Source organism: Desulfatiglans sp. (genome assembly GCA_012513605.1).
Classification (GTDB): Bacteria; Desulfobacterota; DSM-4660; order Desulfatiglandales; family HGW-15; genus JAAZBV01.
In genome coordinates, this window is the sequence record JAAZBV010000097.1 from 22,356 (window position 1) to 46,191 (window position 23,836).

Genomic DNA, 23,836 nt, shown 5'->3' on the forward strand with positions numbered 1-23,836 from the left:
GCACCTCAATTTTGAATTTCAACCCCTGCTGTCTACATTCCAACCTTAAAGCTCCTGACATACTTTTCAAATGTTTGAAGATTTTCATTGAAGGTATCCTTTTGACTGGCATAACGAAACCGGTAAAAAGATTTCTCATCATGAATAATATATACCGTCTCTTTTTTGTTGTTGAAATTAAACACGAATTCATATGTGGCATAATATGCCTCATGGCCGTCTAAGGTTGTTTTTCCACTCGATTCAATTTTAAAATCTTTATAGTGGTATTTATCCCGCATCCCCTCACTCCAGGTCCTGAAAAAGTCTTCTGCGCTCATCCATTGGCTTCCTTCAGTGGCAGGAATGCCAGCCACATATATCATTGTATTTTTATCCGGAAGAACAAAAAGGAAATCGTTAAATGGCACTTCAGGTCTTTCCTGCCATCCTTCTCCTGGAGAGGGATCAATAGTGTAATTGATATTCGCTTTTTGACTCTCTTTAGAGTATTCAATTCTTCCGGAATCATCCCTTTCCTTAAAACATATCCTCATTCCAAGTCCGAAGTAAGATATAAGGATTAATATTGTCAAAGAGAAAAGCATAAAGGATGGTTTGATCAGCGTGCTTAAATCCCGATCTATCTTTAATAGTTCCCGCACCCTGTGCTCAAGAGTTTTTTTAGAAAGAGACATACCTGCGGCAGCAGGCATAGTGGAAAAAAGGCATGTCTTTTCCACAAGATTAAGCAGGGTGGCTGCATATTTTTTGGGGCTTTGTAATACATTGATAGCGTAATTATCACAAACATCTTCCCTGGAGTCGGAGTATTCCGAATTGAGCCGGTAAATAATCGGATTCCACCAGAAAACCGAGGAGAGAAGGTGCTGGAAAAACCCTGTAAAATTATCACCATGAAAAATATGGGCAAGTTCATGTAAAAGGATGCTTTTTAATTCATCATCTGCAATGTATTCGACTTCCATTGGAAGGATCATTACCGGCTTGATAATCCCAACTGTTACAGGCGATGAAAGTGAAGAAGAAAAAAATATTTCAGGCATGGGCCTGTTTTTAAATACATGCATTATGGTGCTGTAGACCTTTTTCAGCCTCTCCCTGTCATCAGTCTTAAGATTATGCATATAGCCTTTTAAAAAGGAGAGCTTAAACCCCAGGCGCAGAATAAAGGCTATAAATCCGGCGATCCAGAATGCCCCGAATATGTTGACTACCTGGATAATCCAGTAACCTTTAATAAAAGATAGGTAGTTTTCATTATAAGTATTTTTATACGTTTTAGATTGGCTGCTGTCTTTTACAGGTATTGCCTCAGGTTTTTGTGCAGTATGCGAATAAGGCTCCTCATATTGTTGTTTATATGGTTGGTTAAGTTCTATGGTTGGTTGAAACCAGGCGATCCGGTTAATGTTAAACATGAGAGTCATAACAGGAATGATCGCAATGGAGATCAATACGGCAAGATATCCAGCACTCCGGGCAGGCGCAGATCTTGGTCTCCATATCTTCATGATTATCCAGCCAGCCAGGGAGACTGTTATTATCTGGATTACAAGATTAAAGATCAGCTCTGCTGATCTGATATTTGTAACAAGAGAATGTAGATCCATAATCTATTTCCCTTCATAGTCATCTAAAATCTTTCTTATTCGTTTTATCTCATCCTTTGTAACATCAGAACCATGAAACAGCGCCTTTACAAGGTTAGCGTAAGAGCCGTCAAATATCCTCTTTTTAATATCACCTGTGATTTCGCGCGCCACATCTTCCTTTTCACGGGTAGCCTCATACAAAAAGTTTCTTCCATCTTCATGATGTTTAAGCCACCCCTTTTCTTCAAGACGCTTCATCTGCACCTGAATGGTGGTTCTTTTTAGATCGCGGTTATGCAGGGAGTTGACTGCATCAAGCACCTCATTAATGGTCACCTGCCCTCTGTCCCACACTATCTTCATAATCTCAAATTCAGGGTCTGTGAGTTTTGGTAAATTATAAGACATGGGTTGGTATCCTTTCGCGATGATTTTCAGGCTTTGTAAAGTCTTTTCTTTATATGGACATTAAAACGACAAGTGTAGTCACATTACAACGACACGTGTCGTCTGTCAAGCATGTTATTTAGTGTTTATCTAAATATTTTCGTTTTTTGATGTGAGCTGTCAGCGCCCAGCATTCAGCAAAAGGAATTCAAAACAAAAAATTAGTTGATCCCCCCGGGGCGGATCAAAGCCTAATGTTGTTGAATGAAGATTAATAATACGTCATTCCCGCGAAAGCGCATTGCTGTCAAGTTAACAAAAATATAGTACCAAAACATATTACTGGTAAGGGATATAAGATAAAGATCCCTGAGAAAAACAGCTATTCATATTTCAAAACGATAGACCATTTCTCACACAAAGTCACAAAGCTCACAAAGTTAAGAAACAAAAAAAGATTATGTAAAAAACGTTTGACTTTCTTAGTGTTCTTTGCGCCTCTGTGTGAGATATTGCTTTAGGTTTTTGCTTTTCGCCTTAGCTTGAAGATAATGCGCGAAGGCGGGAATCTATTTGTTTTTATTTTCAAATACAAAAAGTGGATCCCCGCCAAAGTTTATCCCGTGCTTGATACAGGGCGGGAATGACGATTAAGCCAAAATGCCTGTGCGAAAAGAAATCCTCTTCAGAGTAACCCTGTTTACCACAGTCGGCTATCTCCTATATCTTCCAAGATGAACATTGACAAACATGGGCAGCTAAAATAATATGAGCTTTAAATTAAATAACCCATATAGCAGCGCATTCCGGGCTCCTGTGTCAATCAGGGTAACCGGGTATAAGATAACCCTAACTATTAAAGGAGGATTTTTTATGAAGAGGTATTTATCCGCTGCTGTAATGGCAGCATTTATCCTGGGACTCTTTTTCTCTTCGCCAATGCTGATAGGCGAGGCGCAGGCAGCCGCATCAGGAGAAAAGATAACCGTCCTCACACCACTTGGCACACCGCCAAACATCACATTGAAAAAGATGGCACCGCGCCTTGATACACTTGATGGCAAGACCATATATGTTGTTGACAACATCTATCCGGGTAGCGATCGCCTCCTTACTGAAATGGCTGCATGGTTCGAGAGAGAGATGCCAAAAACCAAGGCCATCTATAAAAGAAAAAATGCCCCTGGTGGTTTTGAGGGTGAAGACCCGGAACTTTGGGCCGAGATAAAGGAAAAGGCCGATGCGGTGATTATCGGGCTGGGTCATTGAAGCCAGTGCGCGCCGGCAGTTGTCGGCCATTCAATAAATTTCGAAGAGATGGGAATCCCTGCTACCGCAATAGTGCTCGCAGAGTTTTTTGAACAGGAAAAACAGAAGGCCCTTCAGGAAGGAATGCCCTCTGTAAGGACCCAGTGGATTCAGGGACCAGTATGGGCCAAGACCGCTGAACAATTAAGAAAAGGTGTAATAGAAGGTGTTAACCCCCTTTCCGGGCGACCTGTAATGAAGGAAATTGTTGAAAACCTTACAAAGCCCCTCACTGATGAAGAAAAAAAGACAGGCGAGATCAAAAGAGACAGGGGGCCTGAGACCTATACAGGCACAGAGGAAGAGCTGCACAAGCTCTTTTTAGAAAAGAGATTTACCGATTTTATGCCCATTGTCCTCCCGACAAAAGAGCGTGTTGATGAAATGCTCATGGGCACAAGCCATGACCCTGACGAGGTTGTGGGCAAGATGTCTCCCACCAATACCGGTGATTATTTTGAATTCTGGACATTTACTGTCAGGGATGTTGCAGTAAACGCTGTAATGGCAGGGTGCAAACCGGAATACATGCCGGTACTTCTCGCTATGCTATCTCCTGATCCGAGGACAGGTATTTCAAAGGAGGCAATCTCCATCTCAGACAATGGTTTCATGGGGGCAGTGGTCATAAATGGCAATATTCGAGATGAGATAGGTCTTAATTATGATGTCGGAGCCGTTGGCCCCTTTGCTCATGCAAATACCACCATTGGAAGGGCATGGAGCCTGGCATCCATTAACCTCGGTAATGGCGGAAAAGTTGGAACAACCTACATGGGTGTGATTGGAAACCACGGAAATGCTATCAACATGGTAATAGCGGAGAATGAAGAAAAATCACCCTTCAGACCATTTTCAGTCCGTCTTGGTTTTGGAAAGGGTGAAAATGTTGTCAGCCTTTTTGAAGGATGGGGAATTCTTTCAGCCGCAAACTGGGCTGCAAACAGATGGGGCGGAGACATGGATTATCCCCAGATCATGAAGGACATTACAGCACAACAGGGATTTTTGTTCGGGACAATTTTTGTACTGAGCCCCCCGATCGCAAACTTTGTGAAACAAAAATACAATACTATTGAAGAGCTTGAAAAGGCTATTGCACCGGCCCCTGCCTTTGGCTTTGGCGAAATGCCCAAGGCAAAACCCGGCGCAGAAAGCAATGCTTCAACGCCAAAGCCAGCACCCAAAATGGCAATGCCTATGGGTCCGACTATCCCGGTTATTGTTACAGGCGCAAGCAATAACAACTACTGGAGCGCGGGCGGTATGCGTTACAGCCGCAGTATAAAGATAGATGAGTGGCGTTAATTAGTATTCATCCAAAAACTGTTGTTTTTGGATTTCCATCCTCCGTAGCAGTGCTACTGCGGAGGACGGGCAAGCTCTCAGCATTCAGCTTTCAGCAAAAGTCATTAAAGACAAAGATTTGGCTGACAGCTGATGGCTGACCGCTGAAAGCCCCATCCAGGGTTTGCCTCTTTCTGGATGGACACTAATTAATATCCCTTTGATTTATCGGTAAATAACCGCGGATGAGGGTGGATAAAAACACTTACCCGCGGTTTTGTTTTTGCAGCCGGTGGAATATGGGTATATAATCGGCTTAAAAATTTTTTGGAGGTAAATCTATGCCGGGCATTCGATTCTCAATAAAAACAATCATCCTTTTTATTCTGTCTGCTTTGTCTCTTACCATACCTGGGAGACTCGCAGCACAGAATTCATCACCAATCGTTTATGAGGCACTGAGCCCCTGGGGAGATGCTGACCCAAAACCGCTTAAGGGCATTTCAGAGAGGCTTAATAATCTTGCAGGTAAAAAGATCGGTATATTTGCCAATTATAAGCGGGCTGCAATGCCTATTGCCTCATCCCTTCAGGATCGCATCAAGGAGAGCTATCCTGATGCAGAGGTCAGCATATATCACTCTGATAAATGGAATGTTATAGAGATAGAGACAGAAAAGAAGGATGCATTCAAAAAATGGGTGGAGAGCAACGATGCATTTATCCTTCTTGTAGGTGACTGAGGCTCCTGCACCAAGTTCCTCGTATTTAACGCAATGTCCATCGAGGAGCTTAAAAAGCCGGTCGTGTTACTGGCTAATCCGGGTTTTATCGGGGATGCAGAATCAGCATCATCAAATAAGGGTATGCCGGTCTTAAGGTTCCTGCCGGTCAATATAGCATGTGAATCTACTGTAAAGGCAGAGATAGATGCAGGCACAAGAGAGGCCATGCCTAAAATAGTCGAGGCGCTTACAAAGCCCCTTACAGGGCATGAAAGGGCGCCAAAATGGGCAACAGAACCGCCGCCCAGAGTCGCCTTTAAAGGTACCTATCAGGATGTAAACCGCTTCTTCTACAGAAAGGGGTGGACAGACGGGCTCCCCATAGCCCCGCCCACAGAAGAAGCTGTTAAGGAGATGATGCAGGGCACAGACCTGCCGCCTGACCATGTTGTCGCAGAGGTTATCCCGCGGCACGGGAAGGCCACTATAGAAAAGATCGCCATAAATGCAGTAATGGCCGGGGCGCTTCCAACACATATGCCTGTGATCATAGCGGCGGTTGAGATGCTTGCAGACCAGAAGACCAGGTTTGACACCTTTGAGGTAAGCACCGGTTCATGGGCGCCCTTTTTTATTATCAATGGGCCGATAAGAGACCAGGTGAATATTAATTACGGTTCAGGGGCATTAAGCCCTGGTAATATTGCCAATGCAGCCATAGGCCGCGCCATAGGGCTGATTGTGAAAAATATCGGCGGTGCGCGCAAGGGTGTGGAAGATATGGGTGTAATAGGAAACCCGTTAAAATACAGCCTTGTGATCGGTGAGGATGAGGATAAGAGTCCGTGGGAACCCCTTCATGTGGATCGCGGATTTAAGCGTGATGAGAACACAGTCACTGTATTTTTCCCGAACATCTATACGCAGGCCGTGCCCAAAGGTACAGATGCACAGGGGATAGCTGAATCCATGAAGGCGATGAACCCCTGGAGCATGTCGTGCTTTATAGTTATACCATCCCATGCAGAGATCCTTGCAAGCGAAGGGTGGACAAAGGAGGACCTGAAGGCATTTCTCATGAAGGATGCTGAATCACCCATGACCGCTTACCAGCAGAGCCAGGGGGTAAAGACAGAGGCAAAGGATATTCTTTCGGCACCGCCACCTGCTGTTGACCCGAATAGTCTTATGATCATTGTTGCTGGCGGCCCGGGTGCATGGACAGGTCTGTTAAAGAGCGTTGGGGGTATAGAGAATGACTTTGTTACAAAAAAGATTACGCTGCCTAAAAACTGGGACGCACTTGTGAAAAAGTACAGTAACATTGTGCCCAATTACGCCAGGTACTAGGGTATCATTTCAGCCGGGTATATATCCTGTTTGTAATTTAAACCGTAGGGGCACGCAGCAGCGTGCCCTTCAAATTGCTGTTTATGAAATCATCAAGATAAGGGCACAGTGCGCTGTGCCCCTACAATAATTCACCATGAATAATAAAATTTATAAGAAATACATTTGATTCTCATCTGTTTGAGAACCTTTTCCTGTTGACAACTCACCGTTTTAGATGTCATTAAAAGACATTTATTTTTCTACAATAATTCAAATAAATACTTCTATCTAAATCCTTCATCCATGGAGGTCAAAAAATGAAACGTCTTACAGGTTATTTTTTAGTCGCCCTGATGTTTATCTTTCCGGCAGTCATATACGCCCATCCAAGCGTTTACCCCCTTGGGACAACCATCTATAAGCCCGATAAATGCTGGAACGGTTATACTATCCTTTCCGCTGATAAGGGCATACTTATTGATATGAACGGGAACCTTGTTCATTTATGGAAAGGTAAACTCCATCATCCTAACAAGGTGTACCCGGGTGGATTCCTGTTGTCGGCCACTTCCCCGTGGAAACAGGGCAGGCAGGACGCTATCCAGATACAGATAAGGGATTTTGATGATAATGTCCTCTGGAGCTTTGACAAATGGGTGGAAGGAAAGGCAAATGAGGGGGATGGCAAAATGTGGGTTTCAAGGCAGCACCATGATATGCAGATTAAGGGAAACCCGACCGGTTATTACATACCTGACGCCCCGCCTGTGGACACTACAAAGGGGACCCTACTTGCCCTGGCGCATTACAATGTAAAGAATGAAAAGATTAACAGGAATGTGCAGCTTATCGATGATGTGCTCTATGAGGTGGACATTGCAACAGGAAAGATAGTCTGGACCTGGAAGGCCTCGGAGCATATAGATGAGATGGGTTTTGATGATGCAGCATTAAAAGCCATGCAGACCTATAACAGAAAACCAATGAGTGAAGGTGACGGCTTTGACTGGTTCCATCAGAACTGCGCGTCATACTTAGGCCCAAACAAATGGTATGACGGGGGAGATGAAAGATTCAATCCCGATAACATCATTATAGACAGCCGCGAGGCAGGTCTCCTTGCAATCATAGATCACAAAAGCGGGAAGATTGCCTGGAAGGCCAGGCCATATTATCGAGAGGGTGATGACAAAAAACTTGGATGGATGATAGGTGTACATCATACCCATATGATTCCAAAGGGCTTACCCGGGGAGGGGAATATTATGGTTTTTGATAATGGCGGCAATTCCGGCTATGGCCCTCCCACTGATTTTGCCCCGGACGGAATATCTGTTATGCGCAGGGATTATTCCAGGGTGGTGGAGTTCAATCCTGTTACAAAGGAGATTGTATGGGAATATACCCCGAACAGCTCAAGGAGCGGAAAACCAGAACCGATTTATGGTCATAAGTTATACAGCGTTAATGTGTCGTCCGCCCAGAGACTGCCTAATGGAAATACGCTTATCACAGAGGGGGCGCAGGGCCGTATAATTGAAATTACGAAAGACTACGAGATCGTGTGGGAATACATGAATCCCTATCTGTGGGATTCTGACATCCCCATGACAAGGACCCTTGTTTATCGATCATACAGGTTACCATATGACTGGGTGCCGCAGCTTAAAAAACCAAAGGAATCAGCAGTTGATGCGGGACCAAATTATATGTATAAAGTACCGGCAGATGATGGCTCCCTCCCCGATTTTGGCATAGAAAAAACATCTGTATGGATTCAGGGGGGGACACAGGGAAGACAATCCAAAGGAGAGGATAAAAAATGACAGAGACAAAGTATGGTAAGTATATTGTTACAGAACTAAAGGTGCCTGAAGAAAAGAAGAAGATAGAGGCGGCATATTCAAAATATGCAAAGAGGATACTGTGGCTTGATAAAAATGTGGTTGAGGGCGCATTTCACATGAATACCGCATGGTATTTAAAGGCTGCCCAGACCCTTGAGGATTGTCCCCATGCGCATGATTCGGATGAGATCATCGGCTTTTTCGGGAACAACCCTGATGACCCCTATGACCTTGGCGGTGAGATAGAGATGTGGATTGAGGATGAAAAACATATCATCACAAAGAGCGCACTGCTCTTTATACCTGCCCACATGAAACACTGCCCCCTCATACTTAAAAGGGTGGACAGACCCATATTCCATTTTACGACCGTGCCGGGTAAACTCTATATTAAGGATGAAGAGGGGAAATAGTTCCAAATTATCGTGATGACATCAATGATGTAGGGGCGAATAATTATTCGCCCCTACAGATGAATGCTTATTCAAAAATGATTTGCCCGGGCAGCAAGGTGAAGGGATGCTTGGATGATGGTGCAAGGCTCAAGGCATTTATTTAGGCAGTAATGGCTGTATAATAATATTTAGATCATTAAACGAACATGAACCTGATATGAATCAGAAAATGACAGCTCAAATAAAATCCGAATTGATTGCGCCATGTGGCATGAACTGTGCGATTTGCATGGGGCACCTTTTAAGAAAAAAGAATAAATGCCCTGGCTGCCGGGGAGAAGATACAAGCAAACCTGTATACTGTGTTAAATGTGTAATAGTAAACTGCGATTTACTTAAAAGTAACAACTTGAAATATTGCTCAGTAAAGTGCGAAAAGTATCCATGTACCCGGCTTAAGAATTTGGATAAAAGATACCGGACCAAGTATGGTATGAGTATGATTGAAAACCTGGGAAATATAGAACAATCCCGCATCAGGGCATTTGTAAAAAATGAAAAGATAAGATGGCGTTGTTCAGAATGTGGCGGGATTATCTGTGTCCATCGAGGGGCTTGTTCCGTATGTGGAAGGGATAGACATTAGCCAATATTACACATGATATTGCTTGATTATTATCAACCTTGTAGATAATATTCTGCTGTCCTGATACAGAATCCATATTATATATTTCTTCATAAAAATCCCGGTGAATCTTTCTGTACAGCATCCTAAAAATAAAGATATCCGGAACTGTTGAGAAACGTTATGACATTTAAAGAACTATTTTCTCTTACGTTTAAATATGTTTATGCCTTTAGGCTTCAATTATCAAAGGCGTTATTGGTCCCTTTTATTTTGTCGATTTTACTGGATATTATACCATTCTTCTGGTCAAGTTTTTTAATCAGTATAATTAATATGGGCCTTTCTTTAATGATTCAAACAATATTTGCAGTCACAACGCATAGGATGATTTTACTTGGTCCAAGCCATGTTCCAACATGGGGGATTATGAAATGGTCTATTAGAGAGACTGTGTTTATATTTCATGTAGTGGCATTAGCTTTAATAATATTTTTATGTACTTTAATCATGCATATCCCCATAATTGGAACTCTTATATTTTTTGTATTGGTTTTTTTATATCTAGTACTTTTACTTCCCAGGTTATCGCTTGTGTTTCCAGCTATTGCTGTCGGAGATAGATGCAGTTTTAAAAACTCATGGTTTGTGACAAAGAATTATCATAAATTAATGTTCTTTTCTATAATTTTGATACCATTAATAGTCTCAATCCCTGCAATATTAATAAGGAATATTCCATATACATTTTTAATTGTTAGTATTTTAACAAATGTTACAACAGTCGTTGGTGTTGCATCATTGTCTTTATCTTATAAATATATATTAAAAGAATTTTCAGCATGATTGGAAATAGGATGAAACTCAGGAATTCAATCGATAAAGACATCAAAGAGCTTCAAATACGACTGAAGGATGGCACCATACAACGGGCATTCAGGTGGATTGTGTCATACATGTCCAGATTGCGGGCAGTATTTGCAGATTAGTTTGGTGAACGGGCTGTATCGGGGTTATACCAGGGATATTTTAATATGACCTACTTTGCCCTGTTCCCTGAAGAGCTCAAGGCCCGTGATCTTAAGCTTGCCATTGTCTTTAACTACGAAAACTTTAAGTTCGAAGTGTGGCTTGCTGCCAGGAACCGGAAGGTGCAGAAACGCTATTATGAACTGCTTCTTAAGAGCGGTTACAAGAAACATCCGCTCATTGAGCCAGCAGTCGGGATAGATGCCATTGTAACCGCAATACTTAAAGGAGACCCTTCTTTTGAAGATGAAAGCATCCTCACAGCAGAGATCATCGAAGGTGTTACAGCCTTTGAAAAAGATATCGTAACATTTCTGAATAAAGTTGATGCACGGAAGAGTAAATGAAGTCTGCATCAATACAAAACCCGATGTTCGAATTCCTGGAGAATGATGGGAATGTATGAAATGGTTTAGCCAGACAGGTTTTCAGGTTGGTTTGCGCTATAGTCCATAGCGTATTTTAACCAGCGGCCTTTTGTTAAAACGATTTGACCAGCCTCAAATACTTTAATATACTCATAATCAAATTTCCTAATCATAGATAAATAAGGAACAGGATCATGTTGCAGAAACAGGATATCCTAGAATTATTGCGAAAGTTTAAAAAAAATAAAGGTGCAACCTATGACATAATTCGTCTAGGCATCTTTGGGTCGGCAGCCAGGGGGACAGCACATGAAGATAGTGATATAGATGTAGTCGTTGTTCTGGGAAAACCCGATATGTTCAACCTTATTGGAATAAAACAAGACCTTGAAGATGAGTTCAAATGTAAAATCGACCTTGTGAGACACAGGGAAAATATGAATCCTTTTCTTAAAAAGAGGATAGATAAAGAGGCTGTTTATGTTTGATATAGGTATGGTGAAGGAGATCCTTAAACAGATTTTTGATGCTACTCAAAAAATTCAAAGAAGATTTGCATTAGTTCATTCTGTAAATGATTTTACAGGGTCTGAAACTGGGATGGAAAAACTGGATTCTATATGTATGCTCTTGATAGCAATAGGAGAAAGTATCAAGAACCTAGATAAGAAAACAAATAATGAACTCCTTTCAAGATATCCGAACACGGAATGGAAAAAGATAATGGGGTTGAGAGATATTATCAGCCATCATTATTTTGATGTTGATGCTGAAGTTATATATGACGTCTGCATAAATCACATAAAACCCCTTTCTTCAACAATTCAAAAAATGATTGATGAGCTTTAATTGTAAAAGTAGTTATCGATATCTATATCCCCAATAATTTTCGTATAGAAACAAATACAATATATGGATAACTTCAAAGAACAAGAATTACATGAGGCACTTAATCCGATAACGTCACTCATCAGTAAGTCTGAAAAATCACAGCAGAAACTGGCACCGGGCACCTGGCAGCATAAAATGCTGGGAGACAATATCAGGGCATTACAATATGCAGCCAGTTTGATTAGCGGGGATACAGATATAAAGGGAAGTCTCACGCAGGATGAATTACATGAGGCCCTCCGATCAATTGCTTCGATGATAAATAAGGCAGAAAAATATCAGGAAAAGTTTTTATCGGGAACCTCCCAGCATACATTGCAGAAAAACAGGATCAATGCGTTATATATTGCGGAAAGGCTAATAATGATACGTATCGGATGGAGGTAGAATGAAAAATTAAATTATCCTAAATGAGATACAAAACGATATAGTCTCCAGTGCAGCAAAAAGCCATAAAGTCGAAGGAATTATAAAAATTCGGCTAGTTTGGCATATAAAACGACAAAAAATATAATTATATTTGGTTGACTTGCATGATTTGAGCAAATATATATCTGCCCATGAAATGGGTGGTCTATCTTTTTGGAAATAGCAGTATGACCTGGCATTCTGTCACCAGGGGATGTGATATCCGGTTTTCACGGTTAAAGAAAAGCAGGAATAACTCCATTTCAGTTGGCTTTTTGTAGTTCAAAGGCATCTTTCACAAAGAGAAGAATGCTGTAACCGCTAAAGACAAAAGTACAAATAAAAAACTATATAAAAAAGAGAAGAAACTAACCGTTAATACTGATTTGCAGGCTGCAAGGTTTCTATCCAGGGCAGACCCTTCAGACTGTATTTGAAAGGAATGCACATGAAGAAACTCTTATCTTTTTTCAGTGTCATAGCTATCACAGCTATGATATCGGTATTTGCCTACGCAGGCAGTGCCAAAATGGTAAAAGAGGCCACCCTCTCTTTCCTGGATGGCCAAACCCCGGAAACAATAGAGATTTACCCTGGAGACCCTGTTTTATTTGATCTTGACATTACGGCTATACGCAGTTCATTTCCAAAGATATACGTTGTCCCTGTTATCAAAGAAAAAAACCCGGCCACAGGTGAATTGGTGGAAAGAACAAAGGGCGCAAAGTATCTTACAGATATCTGTTTGCACAACCGTAAATGCTGTGATCATAAGATCAAAAACCTGTGCAGGCAAACAAAGGTGAAGCTTCCACCTGCTGCTAAGAGCAACCCTCCTTTATCATGTTTTCACAAGATCAAATGTCCATGCAAAGAGGATGATGATACAGGGATTTTCAGTTCAGATGATCTTGATATACTCTTTCCCAGATCAGATGTGTATGAAATATACCTGCAGATATGGGATAAAGGCAAGAGGATCGGTCGAACAAACACCGTTACAGTTTCAGTAATTGAAAGACCTTTTACAGGTGTAGTATTTACCGGAAAGCGTACCCCTGTATATACCCCTCAATGGGCTGTTGAACGATATAACTGGACAGTAATTGTTGATGGCGCTCCCATGATTATTCCTGTTCTTCCCTCAGCCTACACCTTTGACGGGATGTTTCTGACTGCCTCATTGGGCATATATAACCGGACATTAGAATATGATGAAGGAACACCAATATCTACCCCGGTTATGGAATATCCGGGTATTATTCAGGGATACTCTCTCAACAGTGCAATCGATAATCGAATAACCCTGGGAATTGAAGATATTGAATACACCTTTGCTGATGATGCCAGGATATACAGGATAGATTCGCAGTTTGCAGAGGCAGGTTTCGAGATTGCTATAAGCGATATCCCTTTTAGCTGGAATGGCAGATACTGGCTTCTACTCAATTCCTGGGGAAAAATAAGTCACATGTTTGTTTCATACACAGACTCTACTACCCCACCGGCATATCCGGGTGCAGTAGTTGCTGACTCAACAAATCCAACTGCTGCAAACCTGAAACAGCTGGGAATTGTTAAAAAGTTCACTCCTGCAGAAGGACCGGTTGACTCTGTAACAGGCCTATCCATTGAATATGCCTCTTTTGTTCCTCAGGGTACCTCTTCAAGCGCGAATGGGAAATTCCCGCTGCTAATATGGCTGCATGGCTCAGGAGGAGGTGCAAATGTCTGGAGCAGCCTTATAAATGACACGGGTCTTACAAGATTCGCGGATATTTATCAGCCGTTATTTGATGCGGGCGGTGCATATGTTATGGTACCAAGGTCAAATGAAGATTTTACCGAAGGGCATGCAATGCGCTGGAATCAAAAACAGGTTGAACCTCTTTTCAATGCGATAGATGAATTTATCTCTGAAAATCCGGATATAGATACTGACAGAATATATCTGGGCGGTTTTTCTATTGGAGGCGGCATGGTATGGCTTGCCATCAGAGAGCGTCCTGATTTTTTCGCAGCTGTATTTCCTGTTGCTCCCCCCGGCCGTTTTATGCCTGATCCTGATAGTGATGAGATATATAATTTTGCATCTCTTCCTCTCTGGATAGTACACAGTGTTGAGGATACTACAGTAAGGGTTGATAACGATACCCAGGTTACACCTCCCATACCATGGGGGTCAAGGCCGGTTATGAACAGGCTTATACCTCTTGCAGCAGAGGCAGGCACAGACAGCCGTCTTACACTGCTACACCCTGTTTATTATCTTGGCGGACATCTTGAGGTACAGGCAGTCTACAACAATATGATTAATCCATACACAGGGACCCTTTATGCAAACGGGCTCACCATGTCGGACCCATATACTGACAGAGTGAAAAGTACTCTTATTCAATGGCTCAATCAACAGTCTGCATTGCAAAATTAAAATTTCTTGTTAATTGAGCAATAGTAAAGCTGCCATACGCTGATATCAGGGCATGGCAGCTTTTTTATCAGCCTTTGGAGCCGGGCGAACATGTTTGCATAAGTGCCTATATAAAAAATAGGGCATTGAAAGTAACATCCATATCCGGTAATATATTTGAAAAATAGTTATAGAAAGGAGAAGCAATGGTTACTTCTATCATCTTAATGAATGTTGAGCGTAAAAATATAAACCAGGTCGCAGAGCAACTGGCAGATGTTAACGGCATTACAGAGGTCTATTCTGTAAGCGGAAAATATGACCTGATTGCTATTGCCAGGGTTAAGACAAATGAGGATCTGGCAAATTTAGTCACCAAGACAATATTGCAGATTGAACCAATAACCAGGACAGAGACAATGCTCGCATTTAAGGCATACTCAAAACATGATCTTGAGGCGATATTTAGCATAGGAATGTAATATTTCATCTAAGATATGAATCATTGTTGTCCAAACTAAAACAAGAGGGCGAAGAGACTATGTAAAAGGGGATGTTGCAAGGTTATTAGATTAAACAGAACCAACCGTATAACATAACGGTGTCCTATTTCTACATGTTGCGGAAATCACAGTATGTTTTGTGAGTAAACTTGTGCATAGGGTTAAACAAGATGAATGCACTGGACAAAGATATAGTCGAGTTCCCGGACAAAGTTGATAGAATATAAACTATGAGTAACTTCACAGAAAAAGAAGTACATGAAGCACTAAAACAGATAGCTTCGCTCATCAGTAAATCTGAAAAATCACAGCAGAAACTGACGCATGGGACATGGCAGCATAAAATGCTGGCAGACAATATCAGGGCATTACGTTATGCGTCTAGTTTACTTAGCGGGAAAACAGACAATAAGAAAAAATTTACACGGGATGATTTACTTGAAGCCCTTCGATCAATTGCTTCGATGATGGTAAAGGCAGAGAAATATCAGGAAAAGTTTTTACCGGGAACTTCCCAGTATACATTGCAGAGAAACAGGCTCAATGCATTACATATTGCGGAAAAGCTTATAAAGAAGCGTATTGAGCAGGCATAGGATGGATTAATATCCTATCCTGCAAGGAGGCTTTGTAAATTAATGAGGTGGTTCAACAATCCCGATATAGACTGGGAGCCACAATTAAATAGTGCTGAATTCACCTTCTCATGAAAGCCGGAGAATGGCCACCCTTTGATGTATTTATCCCTTTGCCTGTGACAGATACTTAATGATGTGCGCGGTATGCCTGATGCAATGGGTATTGTTGACGGGTATGAGTTTGCATATACTGATACAAAGGCCCTCAGTCCACCCGGTGATATCCGTGCTGCTATTTTAACTGCCCCGGGTGATAAGCATCATTCTTTTCAGGAGACAGTTGCCCTTAATGCCGGATACCTGGTAAAGGTGTTTGATAAAATAGAACTGGTAGTGGCCTGGCTTTTGAAAGATTTACGAGAATAGCATCAGGAGCAAAGAGAACATTCGTGTGCACCGAAGCTGCTGTGAGACATGCAGGGGACGCTATTGTTTCTTCTGCATTGCGCGGGCCTCTGTCAGCAGCTCTACAAGAAGGGTTTTGAGGCTCCATGACTCATTTGCCGGTGTAAGGGTCGCCCATATCTGACTCACAAACCCTGCACCCCTGTATGCATCCATGAGGCCATGCAGTTCATCCTGGCTTAGTCCTGACATTATGATCGATCTTGGCAGGTCAGAAGGGCTGGTTATGCCCTCTTTATGTTTCAGGGTCAGGAGTTCTCCAACTCCCCTTTCAAGATCACTGTTTACTGTAAATATGACAGGCACATCTTCCATGTTCAGCTTGGATATGAAATCCAGAAAGGTATTCCTCTCCTCTTCAGGGTATCCGCACACAAGAAGCCCCCTCACGCCGTACATCTTCTTGTCTGACCTCTCAATCCTGTTAAATCCGCTCGCCTTCTCCATAAATTAGCGCTCCATGTTTTTAAGTGAAAAAACTATATCTGAAATCGCCCTTTTAGAAAAGAAGTTTAATCATTGAAATTATTGTCACATATCGCTATAAAGTAATAACTGGCCGGACGAGCTATCATGAAAAGGTGTAAGATTGACACAGGTAAATGACATTATTGATTCAGCAGATCTTTCAGGCGACCCCTTCGGCATAATAAAACCCGAGGAGTATGGACAACTGGGCATTGACCCATCGGATATTCCCCCGGGCACAGTGGCTGCCAGAAGACACCCCCCGCTATTATCGAGTCGTTATGGCGGAAACGCATATGGTTTTGGTTTTTTTGAGATATGCGGCAGGCTCAGCAAGGCAGATCAGAACATAATTCAATCCATAGACCTTAACAGGGCGGATGATATAAAATCCAACTACCACAAGATCAATAGTATCTATAAAAAGATCAGCCTCCTGATCCGCTTTTCAAGCCTTGGGAGACCATATTACCTTATCCCGAGCCATCTGCTCGCCACATCTCTTACAAATATCAGGACCAAGGCAGATGAAATCAGCAAAATCATTAAGGGTCATGTCAAAAAATATATGCAGGAGAGCCACTCCATAGGCATACTTACACATGCGACTGACCCGATTGTTGATGAGCTCGCCCTCAGGTTTAAGGAGCATGAGTTTATTGTAATAGATTCTCAGGAAAAACTGCGTGACTTCAAAACCACCCTTGATATAGTAATCATTACCAGGGATCTGTATAAAACAGTTAACATGGAACTCTCCTTAAACCGTTCAACGGTTGCCCCAAACAGGAGCCAGCTTGAAAATTACCTGCTCTACACCCTGGACAAGATATACAAGATACTTAAACCGGACGGCGAATTGTTTATTGTGGCCCACCGCAATAAACAGAAGAGCAGCAGGGACTCAACCATCACATTCAAATCCATTGAGGAGCAGAAGAATTTTCTTGTTTTTACCCATATATTCAGGACAGAAAAGAGATATGAGGTTAGAGACACCCTATCTGTTGAAGTAAATATCTTTGATTTTGAGAAATATATAGAGCAGGCCTACCAGGATCAGGAATCAAAAGAAAGGCTTTTAAAGGGAAAAAACCTGGCAGACCTGTCCATTGATGAGATCAATGCCCTTCCATATCTGGATATACCTTTTATCAGCAGATATAATATCCCTGACCAGGAAAAGGCGTGGCTCAAACTCATGTCGATCTATTTTGACGAGATATTTTTCAGGTCTGTGCTGCCTGATTCAGTAAAGGCAGAATGGGATCGCAGGTTTGAGATAAAGGGCTATACGCCTGATTACCTTCTCATCTGCCTTGCCCAGAAAAGAAAGATCAGAAAGGGTGTCCTTGAAATAGAGCAATCAGTGTTCAGGTCTGAACTCGCAGGCTGCCCCCTGGCCTATCTGGCTGAATACAGGGACTCATTTGACTACCTCATAAGGACACTCAGGGTATTAAAGCGGTTACAGAACAAGAACTATACCGGTATGCCCGAAAGCTACCTTGAACGGATACGCGAGCCCTTTGAGAGCAAAAAGATGCGTTACGGGGGCATAACCCAGATCATTAAGCTGATAGGGAAGATAAACAGGCTGGAAAGGATAAAGATACAGCTTAACCCCGGCAAGATAGAGGGCCACAGGACAAAGGTGCTTAAACACATCGAGATACTGAGCTTTTTCGGTTTCAGCGAGGAGGAACTCAGGGAGATAGCCCTTATTGTTACAGGTCACACCCCTGCTGGAAGGATCCTTGCCGGGAAGATGAGTGAAAAGAAACTAAAGCCGGTCACTGACCTTGCCCGCTCAATGAACCACAGGGAAGCTATCAACCTTCTGAGATACTGCCGTCTCATGACAATGGCAGAGATCGTGGCATCGAGAAGGGTGGATATGGATATAGTGCATCTGATCGAGCTTTTTGATCTTTTTGAATCGGCCCTTCGCATAACCATGAACAGGGAGCTTACCTGGGATACCCTCCTTGATGAAAAGATTTCACTTATGGGGGGCATACACAACAGGCTTATAAACAAGCTTCTTATGATGATGAGGTATTTCCAGTATATAGAGTCCTGGAGGGAATTAAGCGAAAAGGGAGAGATGGAAAAGGAGTCCCTTGCTGACTATGAAGATGAAAAACTTGCGCGAATAGAAAGCATTATCACATTAATAAAGAATGTTGAATATTTTGAAGCAAAGTTTCTTAGTGATGACCCCCTGCAGCGTCCCACTGTCTTCAGAAAATTTCTTAATATGGATTTTCACGGCACAGAACACCTTTTTGAAAGACTGGGCAGCCAGTCAGGCTTTATTCTCTTATGGTTTACAGTAAATGTTACAAGAGGAACCATTATCAATTTTAACCCCCTGCTGGGGGATTCAATATATGCAGACCTTGCCGACAGGGTAAAAAAGATCGAGGAAGAGGCCAGCAGGATAAATACAGAATATCTTTCACCCATCATGCTGAGGCAGTTCTCGGATCAACTGTATGAGACCAAACTGCTTTTCATTGTTAACACAGGCTTCAAGCTCTCATTAAGCCAGAATGATCAGAGCCTCGATATCACCTTCATTGATATGGATAAAACCATTGAACGCCTCGGTGAACTGGGCAAGAAGTATGATAATGTAAGCCTGTCTGATATCCCCATTGAAAAACTTGCGGAGATGGAAAGGCTGCTTTCTGAAATCGAGGATTTTTATCAGGGACACCAGAGGCTCATAGCCAGGGATACAGGCGATATCAGGTTCCCGAAGCGGCAGACAGAATGGATAAAAACAATAGAGATTGTCAGGCTGTTTATCAGGGAAAATTTTAAAAAGGTATTATTTAAACCAGACAGCCTGTTCAGCAATCTGGAAAGGCTCTTCAAGTATTCACCCACAATACTTAACCTTGTCCTGCCTGAGCTTAATGATCTTCGTGAACTTGGAAGGGAGGGGAACCTTTACCGGAAATCTGTTGTTATTGACCACCTGCTGATCTGCGCCAAAAAATTTCAGACCCTGATAAACGGCAACCTCAAGGATTTCCAGGATGTTGATGCCCTTCACAGGCTTGCAAAGAGGGAATTCGGGCCCAATGCGGCAGGTATTGTGGGATTAAATGAATATCAGCTTGAAGAGCTGGCAGGCATGGCAAGGGAATTAAGAAAAAATCATGATCTCTTTGATGCTCTCATCAAGGCGTTTATCCTCCAGGACATAGGCATGAGCCCCCCTTTAAGGGAAAAATATAAAAAAGAGATAAACGCAGCTGATCAGGCCCAGGCAGGATCACTCTTTCTTTTAAAGGAGGATATACCCGAAAAATACGGCATGGGAAAAGATGCCATGAGATACCTGACATTTCTTATCGCGCACCATGACAGGCTTCATCATATAGTAAGGGGGGAATATACCCTGCATGCCATGAAGGAGATCCTTGAAACAGGCGACCCTGATCTTTTCAGGGCATTTTTCCTCTGCTCAATAATAATGATCTCGGCACTTGGAGAAGACCAGATACTGGAGGATCTTGCAATCAGGCTATTCAGTCTCAAGGATACATGCCTCAGTATAATTAAAGGTAAAACCACCCTTGAGAGCTACATGGAGGGGCTTTACAGTGAAAAGGGGCGGCTCTTTTTTGCCATTGAGGAGTTTTACAGAAAGGGGATCCCTGAAGGCGAGACCCCTGCCGAGTACCTCTCTTCCTGGGGCAGGCAGTTTTCAGGTTCCGGACGTTTCTGTGAGGCAGGTAAACTCATCTTCGCCCTTGAGCGCCTGTTCAAGCTGAGGGGTTTAAGGTATGTGGACTTCAGCGATATTGCCATGATGATCGTTCATATCCCGCTCCAGTACATATATCAGGAAAGAAAATATGCCAGCGTCGGTTACGCCACCTTTGAAAAGGACCTTTATGAGGGGTTACGTACATACAACCATATAAGAAAACTGCCAGAGGCCATCAGACACTTTGTTCTAAAAAATCTGTGCGAAGACAATATCAGGCTCTATGGCCTTGAAAATGTAGGGGTCTATCTGAGTTATGACAATCTAATAAAATTATTACTCCTCTCTCTCCTTGGTGCAAAGCGGTTCAGAAGTGATGATCGTAGGCCGACATGCCTCAGTTATCTCACCATTATCAGAGAGATAAAAAGGAGGTACGAGGCGGTAAATGTTGCATTGAGCCGGATATCGCTTGAAGAGATATGGTATGACAGGAAAAAGCTGGACAAATTTTTCAAGGCCGGCTCCGGTATCATCCTTGAAAAGGACAACAACAAAAAGGTGCTCTCAATTTATTTCAAGGATGAGATCAACATGCCCGGAAGGATCTCCCGCATGGTTAATATCAGGGATGTGGATCAGCTCAAGAGTTATTTCCACTATACCCTCAAGTTTCTTAAAAAAAGCAGCTACGATACCGATGACTATGAGGCCCTTCTTGAAAAGGCGTATGAAAGGCGTTTTAATGAGATCATAGACATGATGCTTGAACAGACAAAGGAGCGCATGAAGCATGTTGAGGATTTCAGGGAGGTTTATGCGATCTATAATGACCTTATGGAGAGGTCCCTTGAGATAGGTTTTAAAGAAGAGCACCTGAACAGGCTGGATGACCTTTATGATTTAAGGAATGACAGCCTTAAAAGGAGCAAGCTTGATGAGATAACCATTCTCATTGAAAAGATAAATGACCCGCGCGAACTGCGTGAGTACTGGAACAGCATTAAATGGTATCTTTTTAACAACCGGCAGTTTACCGGGAAGGAGTTTGAAAGCCTGGTGGCAAGGAATTTTGACCTTGCCGTTGCGCGGACCAATGCTTTAAAAGGCTGATAACCAGCCGCTAAGGTTGAATAAAAATATTCTTCCTGAAATATTTCAGCTCTTCAATGGATTCCATTATATCATTCAGTGCCAGGTGATCCTTTTTCTTCTGATATGGCGGAAGCGCAGGGTACCACCTTTTTGCCAGCTCCTTGATGCTGCTTACATCTATGATCCTGTAATGAAAATATCCTTCAAGAAGGGGCATGTGTTTTGCGAGAAATCTTCTATCCTGCCAGACGCTGTTTCCGCACAGGGGGGATTCCCCTTTACCGCAATGAGAAGAGACAAACTTCAGGGTGGCCTGCTCTGCCTGTGCGCAGTCGCACACTGATGCCCTAACACGAGCAAGAAGGCCTGATGCCTGATGGTGTGTGCGGCTCCACTCCTCCATGCGATCAAGGACATCCTCAGGGTAATTAATGGCAATATGGGGGCCTTCAGCGATTATGTTCAGGTTCGCATCTGTGATCACGGTGGCGATCTCAAGAATAACCATTGTGTCAGGGTCAAGCCCTGTCATCTCAAGGTCTATCCAGGCAAGGTTAGTGCTCATATGATGGTCTCCTTAGTGAAAAATTATCTATGTAGAACTTATAGGTTAATTGGAATCAGGTGTCAAACCATTAGGAGATTTTTACCATGGTCTTTTCTCTATTCATACCTTGGCGCATTATCGCCAAGCTAAGGCGAAAAGCAAAAGCCTAAAGCAATATCTCACACAGAGGTGCAAAGAACACTATGAAAATCAAATGCTTTTTATTTAATATTTTTTTGTTTCTTAACTTTGTGAGCTTTGTGACTTTGTGTGAGAAATGGTTTTTCGTCTTGAATTATGAATAGCAGTTTTTCACAGGGATCTTTATCTTATATCCCTTACCAGTAATATGTTTTGGTACGATATTTTTGTTAACTTGACGCCAATGCGCGAAGGAGGGAATCCATTTGAAAAGGGAAAAGGGAAAAGGGGTCAAATCTCCGAATAGCTCTTGACATGTAAGAATAAGGAATATAGAATCCAGCCCATGTCTAGACCATTAAGAATAGAATATACAGGTGCCTGGTATCATGTAATGAATAGAGGTGGTAGATATATCTCCATTTTTGAAGATAAAAATGATTATTCTCTGTTCCTGGATATATTGAAGGATACTATAGAAACCTTTCATATTAAAATTGCTGCATTTTGTCTGATGCAAAACCATTATCACCTCCTTATTCAAACTCCTGAATCAAATATATCAAGAAGCATGAGACACATTAACGGTGTATATACTCAAAGGTTTAATAAACTTCATGGGTATGATGGGGCTCTTTTTCGAGGAAGATACAAATCCATTCTGGTTGATGAGGATAGTTATCTTCTGCAGGTAATGAGATATATTCACAGGAATCCGGTTACAGCCGGATTGACAGACAAATTCAAATATCCATGGAGCAGTCATAAAGCATATCTTTCAAATGCAAAAGAATGGGGATGGGTAAGTAAAGATAAAATATTAAGTATGTTAAACAGAAATAAATCTTTACAAAAGGCTGTATATAAAGATTTTGTAAATACCCCTGACAATGATGATTTTACAGCCATATATAAAAAGAGGAAATTACCTGTAATACTTGGAAATGAGAAGTTTTTATCGAATATTAAGGATCGATATTTTAAAAATAAAAGAAATATAGAAATTCCGGAATCAAAGATATTAGTACCTGATAAAAGTGAGATAATGTCCGTGCTATGCAGAGAATACAAGGTTTCACTTGAAGATTTAAAGGTATCAAGAAGAGGGCAGAAGAATGAAGCAAGAGATATAGCGATATATTTAATTAGACAAATAAGAAGTGACACCTTAAACACGCTAAGTGGAGAGTTTAATCTTAAAAAAGATAGCTCTGCGGGGAGTATAGTTGATAGGGTAAAAAAGCAGATACAAACAGATAAGCAGTTCAGGTGTAAGATAAACAGTATATTAAAAAAACTTAACATGAGCTATTAGGAGATTTGACCCCTTTTCCTCTCCCTCGCTGCTGCAAATCCCTTACCTGTGGATAAGGGGACGACCTTTAAAATTAAAATTGCTTGACATTGGTTAGATTTTGAGTAAAAGTGTGGGCATGCCAAGAATAGCTAGACTAGATACACCGGGTTTATTACACCATGTGATGATCAGGGGGATAGAACGCCGCAGGATCTTCAAAGACGATGAAGACCGTGAAAACCTCATGGAAAGACTTTCTGATCTCCTGCCCAAAACAAAAACACAATGCTATGCCTGGGCCTTCATGCCTAATCACGCACATTTTCTATTCAGAAGCGGTCCCTCAGGTATTGCCACTTTAATGAAACGTCTCTTAACTGGTTATGCAATTTATTATAACAGGAGGCACAA

At 42.0% G+C, this 23,836-nt stretch carries 22 protein-coding genes; 18 read left to right on the forward strand and 4 right to left on the reverse strand.

Features of this window, described 5'->3' with window-relative positions; all coding sequences use genetic code 11:
- Positions 1–32: 32 nt before the first annotated feature.
- Together GX654_13110 and GX654_13115 are read right to left on the reverse strand one after the other, a co-directional pair.
- Complete coding sequence (locus GX654_13110) at positions 33–1,613, reverse strand: M56 family metallopeptidase (protein ID NLD37799.1); 1,581 nt, start codon at positions 1,611–1,613, stop codon at positions 33–35.
- Between the two features lie 3 nt (positions 1,614–1,616).
- Positions 1,617–2,003: a BlaI/MecI/CopY family transcriptional regulator gene (locus GX654_13115; protein ID NLD37800.1), complete on the reverse strand. Its 387-nt coding sequence runs from the start codon at positions 2,001–2,003 to the stop codon at positions 1,617–1,619.
- Positions 2,004–2,855: 852 nt separating this feature from the next.
- Here GX654_13115 and GX654_13120 point away from each other — a divergent pair.
- The 15 genes from GX654_13120 to GX654_13190 all read left to right on the forward strand — a co-directional run bounded on the left by GX654_13120 (position 2,856) and on the right by GX654_13190 (position 16,114).
- Complete coding sequence (locus GX654_13120) at positions 2,856–3,251, forward strand: hypothetical protein (protein NLD37801.1); 396 nt, start codon at positions 2,856–2,858, stop codon at positions 3,249–3,251.
- A gap of 48 nt (positions 3,252–3,299) precedes the next feature.
- Entirely contained in the window at positions 3,300–4,598 is a 1,299-nt protein-coding gene (locus GX654_13125) for a hypothetical protein (protein ID NLD37802.1), read from the forward strand.
- Positions 4,599–4,918: 320 nt separating this feature from the next.
- On the forward strand, positions 4,919–5,320 hold the full coding sequence (locus tag GX654_13130) for a hypothetical protein (GenBank protein ID NLD37803.1): 402 nt from the start codon (positions 4,919–4,921) through the stop codon (positions 5,318–5,320).
- 63 nt (positions 5,321–5,383) lie between these two features.
- Positions 5,384–6,652 (forward strand): hypothetical protein, encoded by a 1,269-nt coding sequence (locus GX654_13135; protein ID NLD37804.1) that lies wholly within the window; start codon positions 5,384–5,386, stop codon positions 6,650–6,652.
- A gap of 335 nt (positions 6,653–6,987) precedes the next feature.
- Positions 6,988–8,460: a PQQ-binding-like beta-propeller repeat protein gene (locus GX654_13140; GenBank protein NLD37805.1), complete on the forward strand. Its 1,473-nt coding sequence runs from the start codon at positions 6,988–6,990 to the stop codon at positions 8,458–8,460.
- Positions 8,457–8,894 carry a hypothetical protein gene (locus tag GX654_13145; GenBank protein NLD37806.1) on the forward strand — a complete coding sequence of 146 codons (438 nt, stop codon included), beginning with the start codon at positions 8,457–8,459 and terminating at the stop codon, positions 8,892–8,894. The genes GX654_13140 and GX654_13145 overlap by 4 nt, the downstream gene beginning before the upstream one ends.
- A 790-nt stretch (positions 8,895–9,684) precedes the next feature.
- Positions 9,685–10,347 (forward strand): hypothetical protein, encoded by a 663-nt coding sequence (locus GX654_13150; GenBank protein NLD37807.1) that lies wholly within the window; start codon positions 9,685–9,687, stop codon positions 10,345–10,347.
- 188 nt (positions 10,348–10,535) lie between these two features.
- Positions 10,536–10,877 (forward strand): hypothetical protein, encoded by a 342-nt coding sequence (locus GX654_13155; protein NLD37808.1) that lies wholly within the window; start codon positions 10,536–10,538, stop codon positions 10,875–10,877.
- Between the two features lie 215 nt (positions 10,878–11,092).
- Positions 11,093–11,386 carry a nucleotidyltransferase gene (locus GX654_13160; protein ID NLD37809.1) on the forward strand — a complete coding sequence of 98 codons (294 nt, stop codon included), beginning with the start codon at positions 11,093–11,095 and terminating at the stop codon, positions 11,384–11,386.
- Positions 11,379–11,747: a DUF86 domain-containing protein gene (locus GX654_13165; GenBank protein NLD37810.1), complete on the forward strand. Its 369-nt coding sequence runs from the start codon at positions 11,379–11,381 to the stop codon at positions 11,745–11,747. The genes GX654_13160 and GX654_13165 overlap by 8 nt, the downstream gene beginning before the upstream one ends.
- Positions 11,748–11,810: 63 nt before the next feature.
- On the forward strand, positions 11,811–12,176 hold the full coding sequence (locus GX654_13170) for a hypothetical protein (protein NLD37811.1): 366 nt from the start codon (positions 11,811–11,813) through the stop codon (positions 12,174–12,176).
- A 469-nt stretch (positions 12,177–12,645) separates the two neighbouring features.
- On the forward strand, positions 12,646–14,628 hold the full coding sequence (locus tag GX654_13175; GenBank protein NLD37812.1) for a prolyl oligopeptidase family serine peptidase: 1,983 nt from the start codon (positions 12,646–12,648) through the stop codon (positions 14,626–14,628).
- Positions 14,629–14,813: 185 nt separating this feature from the next.
- Entirely contained in the window at positions 14,814–15,089 is a 276-nt protein-coding gene (locus GX654_13180; GenBank protein NLD37813.1) for an Lrp/AsnC family transcriptional regulator, read from the forward strand.
- A gap of 251 nt (positions 15,090–15,340) precedes the next feature.
- Positions 15,341–15,706 (forward strand): hypothetical protein, encoded by a 366-nt coding sequence (locus GX654_13185; protein NLD37814.1) that lies wholly within the window; start codon positions 15,341–15,343, stop codon positions 15,704–15,706.
- A gap of 186 nt (positions 15,707–15,892) precedes the next feature.
- The gene (locus GX654_13190; GenBank protein NLD37815.1) at positions 15,893–16,114 is read left to right on the forward strand and encodes a hypothetical protein; all 222 of its coding nucleotides are present in this window, start codon (positions 15,893–15,895) and stop codon (positions 16,112–16,114) included.
- Between the two features lie 60 nt (positions 16,115–16,174).
- On the opposite strand, the gene GX654_13195 is transcribed toward GX654_13190, so the two are convergent.
- Positions 16,175–16,600, reverse strand: a complete 426-nt coding sequence (locus tag GX654_13195) for a DUF3783 domain-containing protein (GenBank protein ID NLD37816.1) — start codon at positions 16,598–16,600, stop codon at positions 16,175–16,177.
- A 142-nt stretch (positions 16,601–16,742) separates the two neighbouring features.
- Here GX654_13195 and GX654_13200 point away from each other — a divergent pair, with 142 nt between their 5' ends.
- Positions 16,743–21,458 carry a hypothetical protein gene (locus GX654_13200; GenBank protein NLD37817.1) on the forward strand — a complete coding sequence of 1,572 codons (4,716 nt, stop codon included), beginning with the start codon at positions 16,743–16,745 and terminating at the stop codon, positions 21,456–21,458.
- A gap of 10 nt (positions 21,459–21,468) precedes the next feature.
- Here the strand turns inward: GX654_13200 and orn are convergent, their stop codons facing one another.
- Complete coding sequence (gene orn, locus GX654_13205; protein NLD37818.1) at positions 21,469–22,005, reverse strand: oligoribonuclease; 537 nt, start codon at positions 22,003–22,005, stop codon at positions 21,469–21,471.
- A gap of 469 nt (positions 22,006–22,474) precedes the next feature.
- Here orn and GX654_13210 point away from each other — a divergent pair, with 469 nt between their 5' ends.
- Both GX654_13210 and GX654_13215 read left to right on the forward strand, forming a co-directional pair.
- Positions 22,475–23,443, forward strand: coding sequence for a transposase (locus tag GX654_13210; GenBank protein ID NLD37819.1), 969 nt, complete (start codon positions 22,475–22,477; stop codon positions 23,441–23,443).
- A 118-nt stretch (positions 23,444–23,561) separates the two neighbouring features.
- Positions 23,562–23,836 (forward strand): transposase (locus GX654_13215; protein ID NLD37820.1); only part of this gene is annotated, 275 nt, incomplete at its 3' end.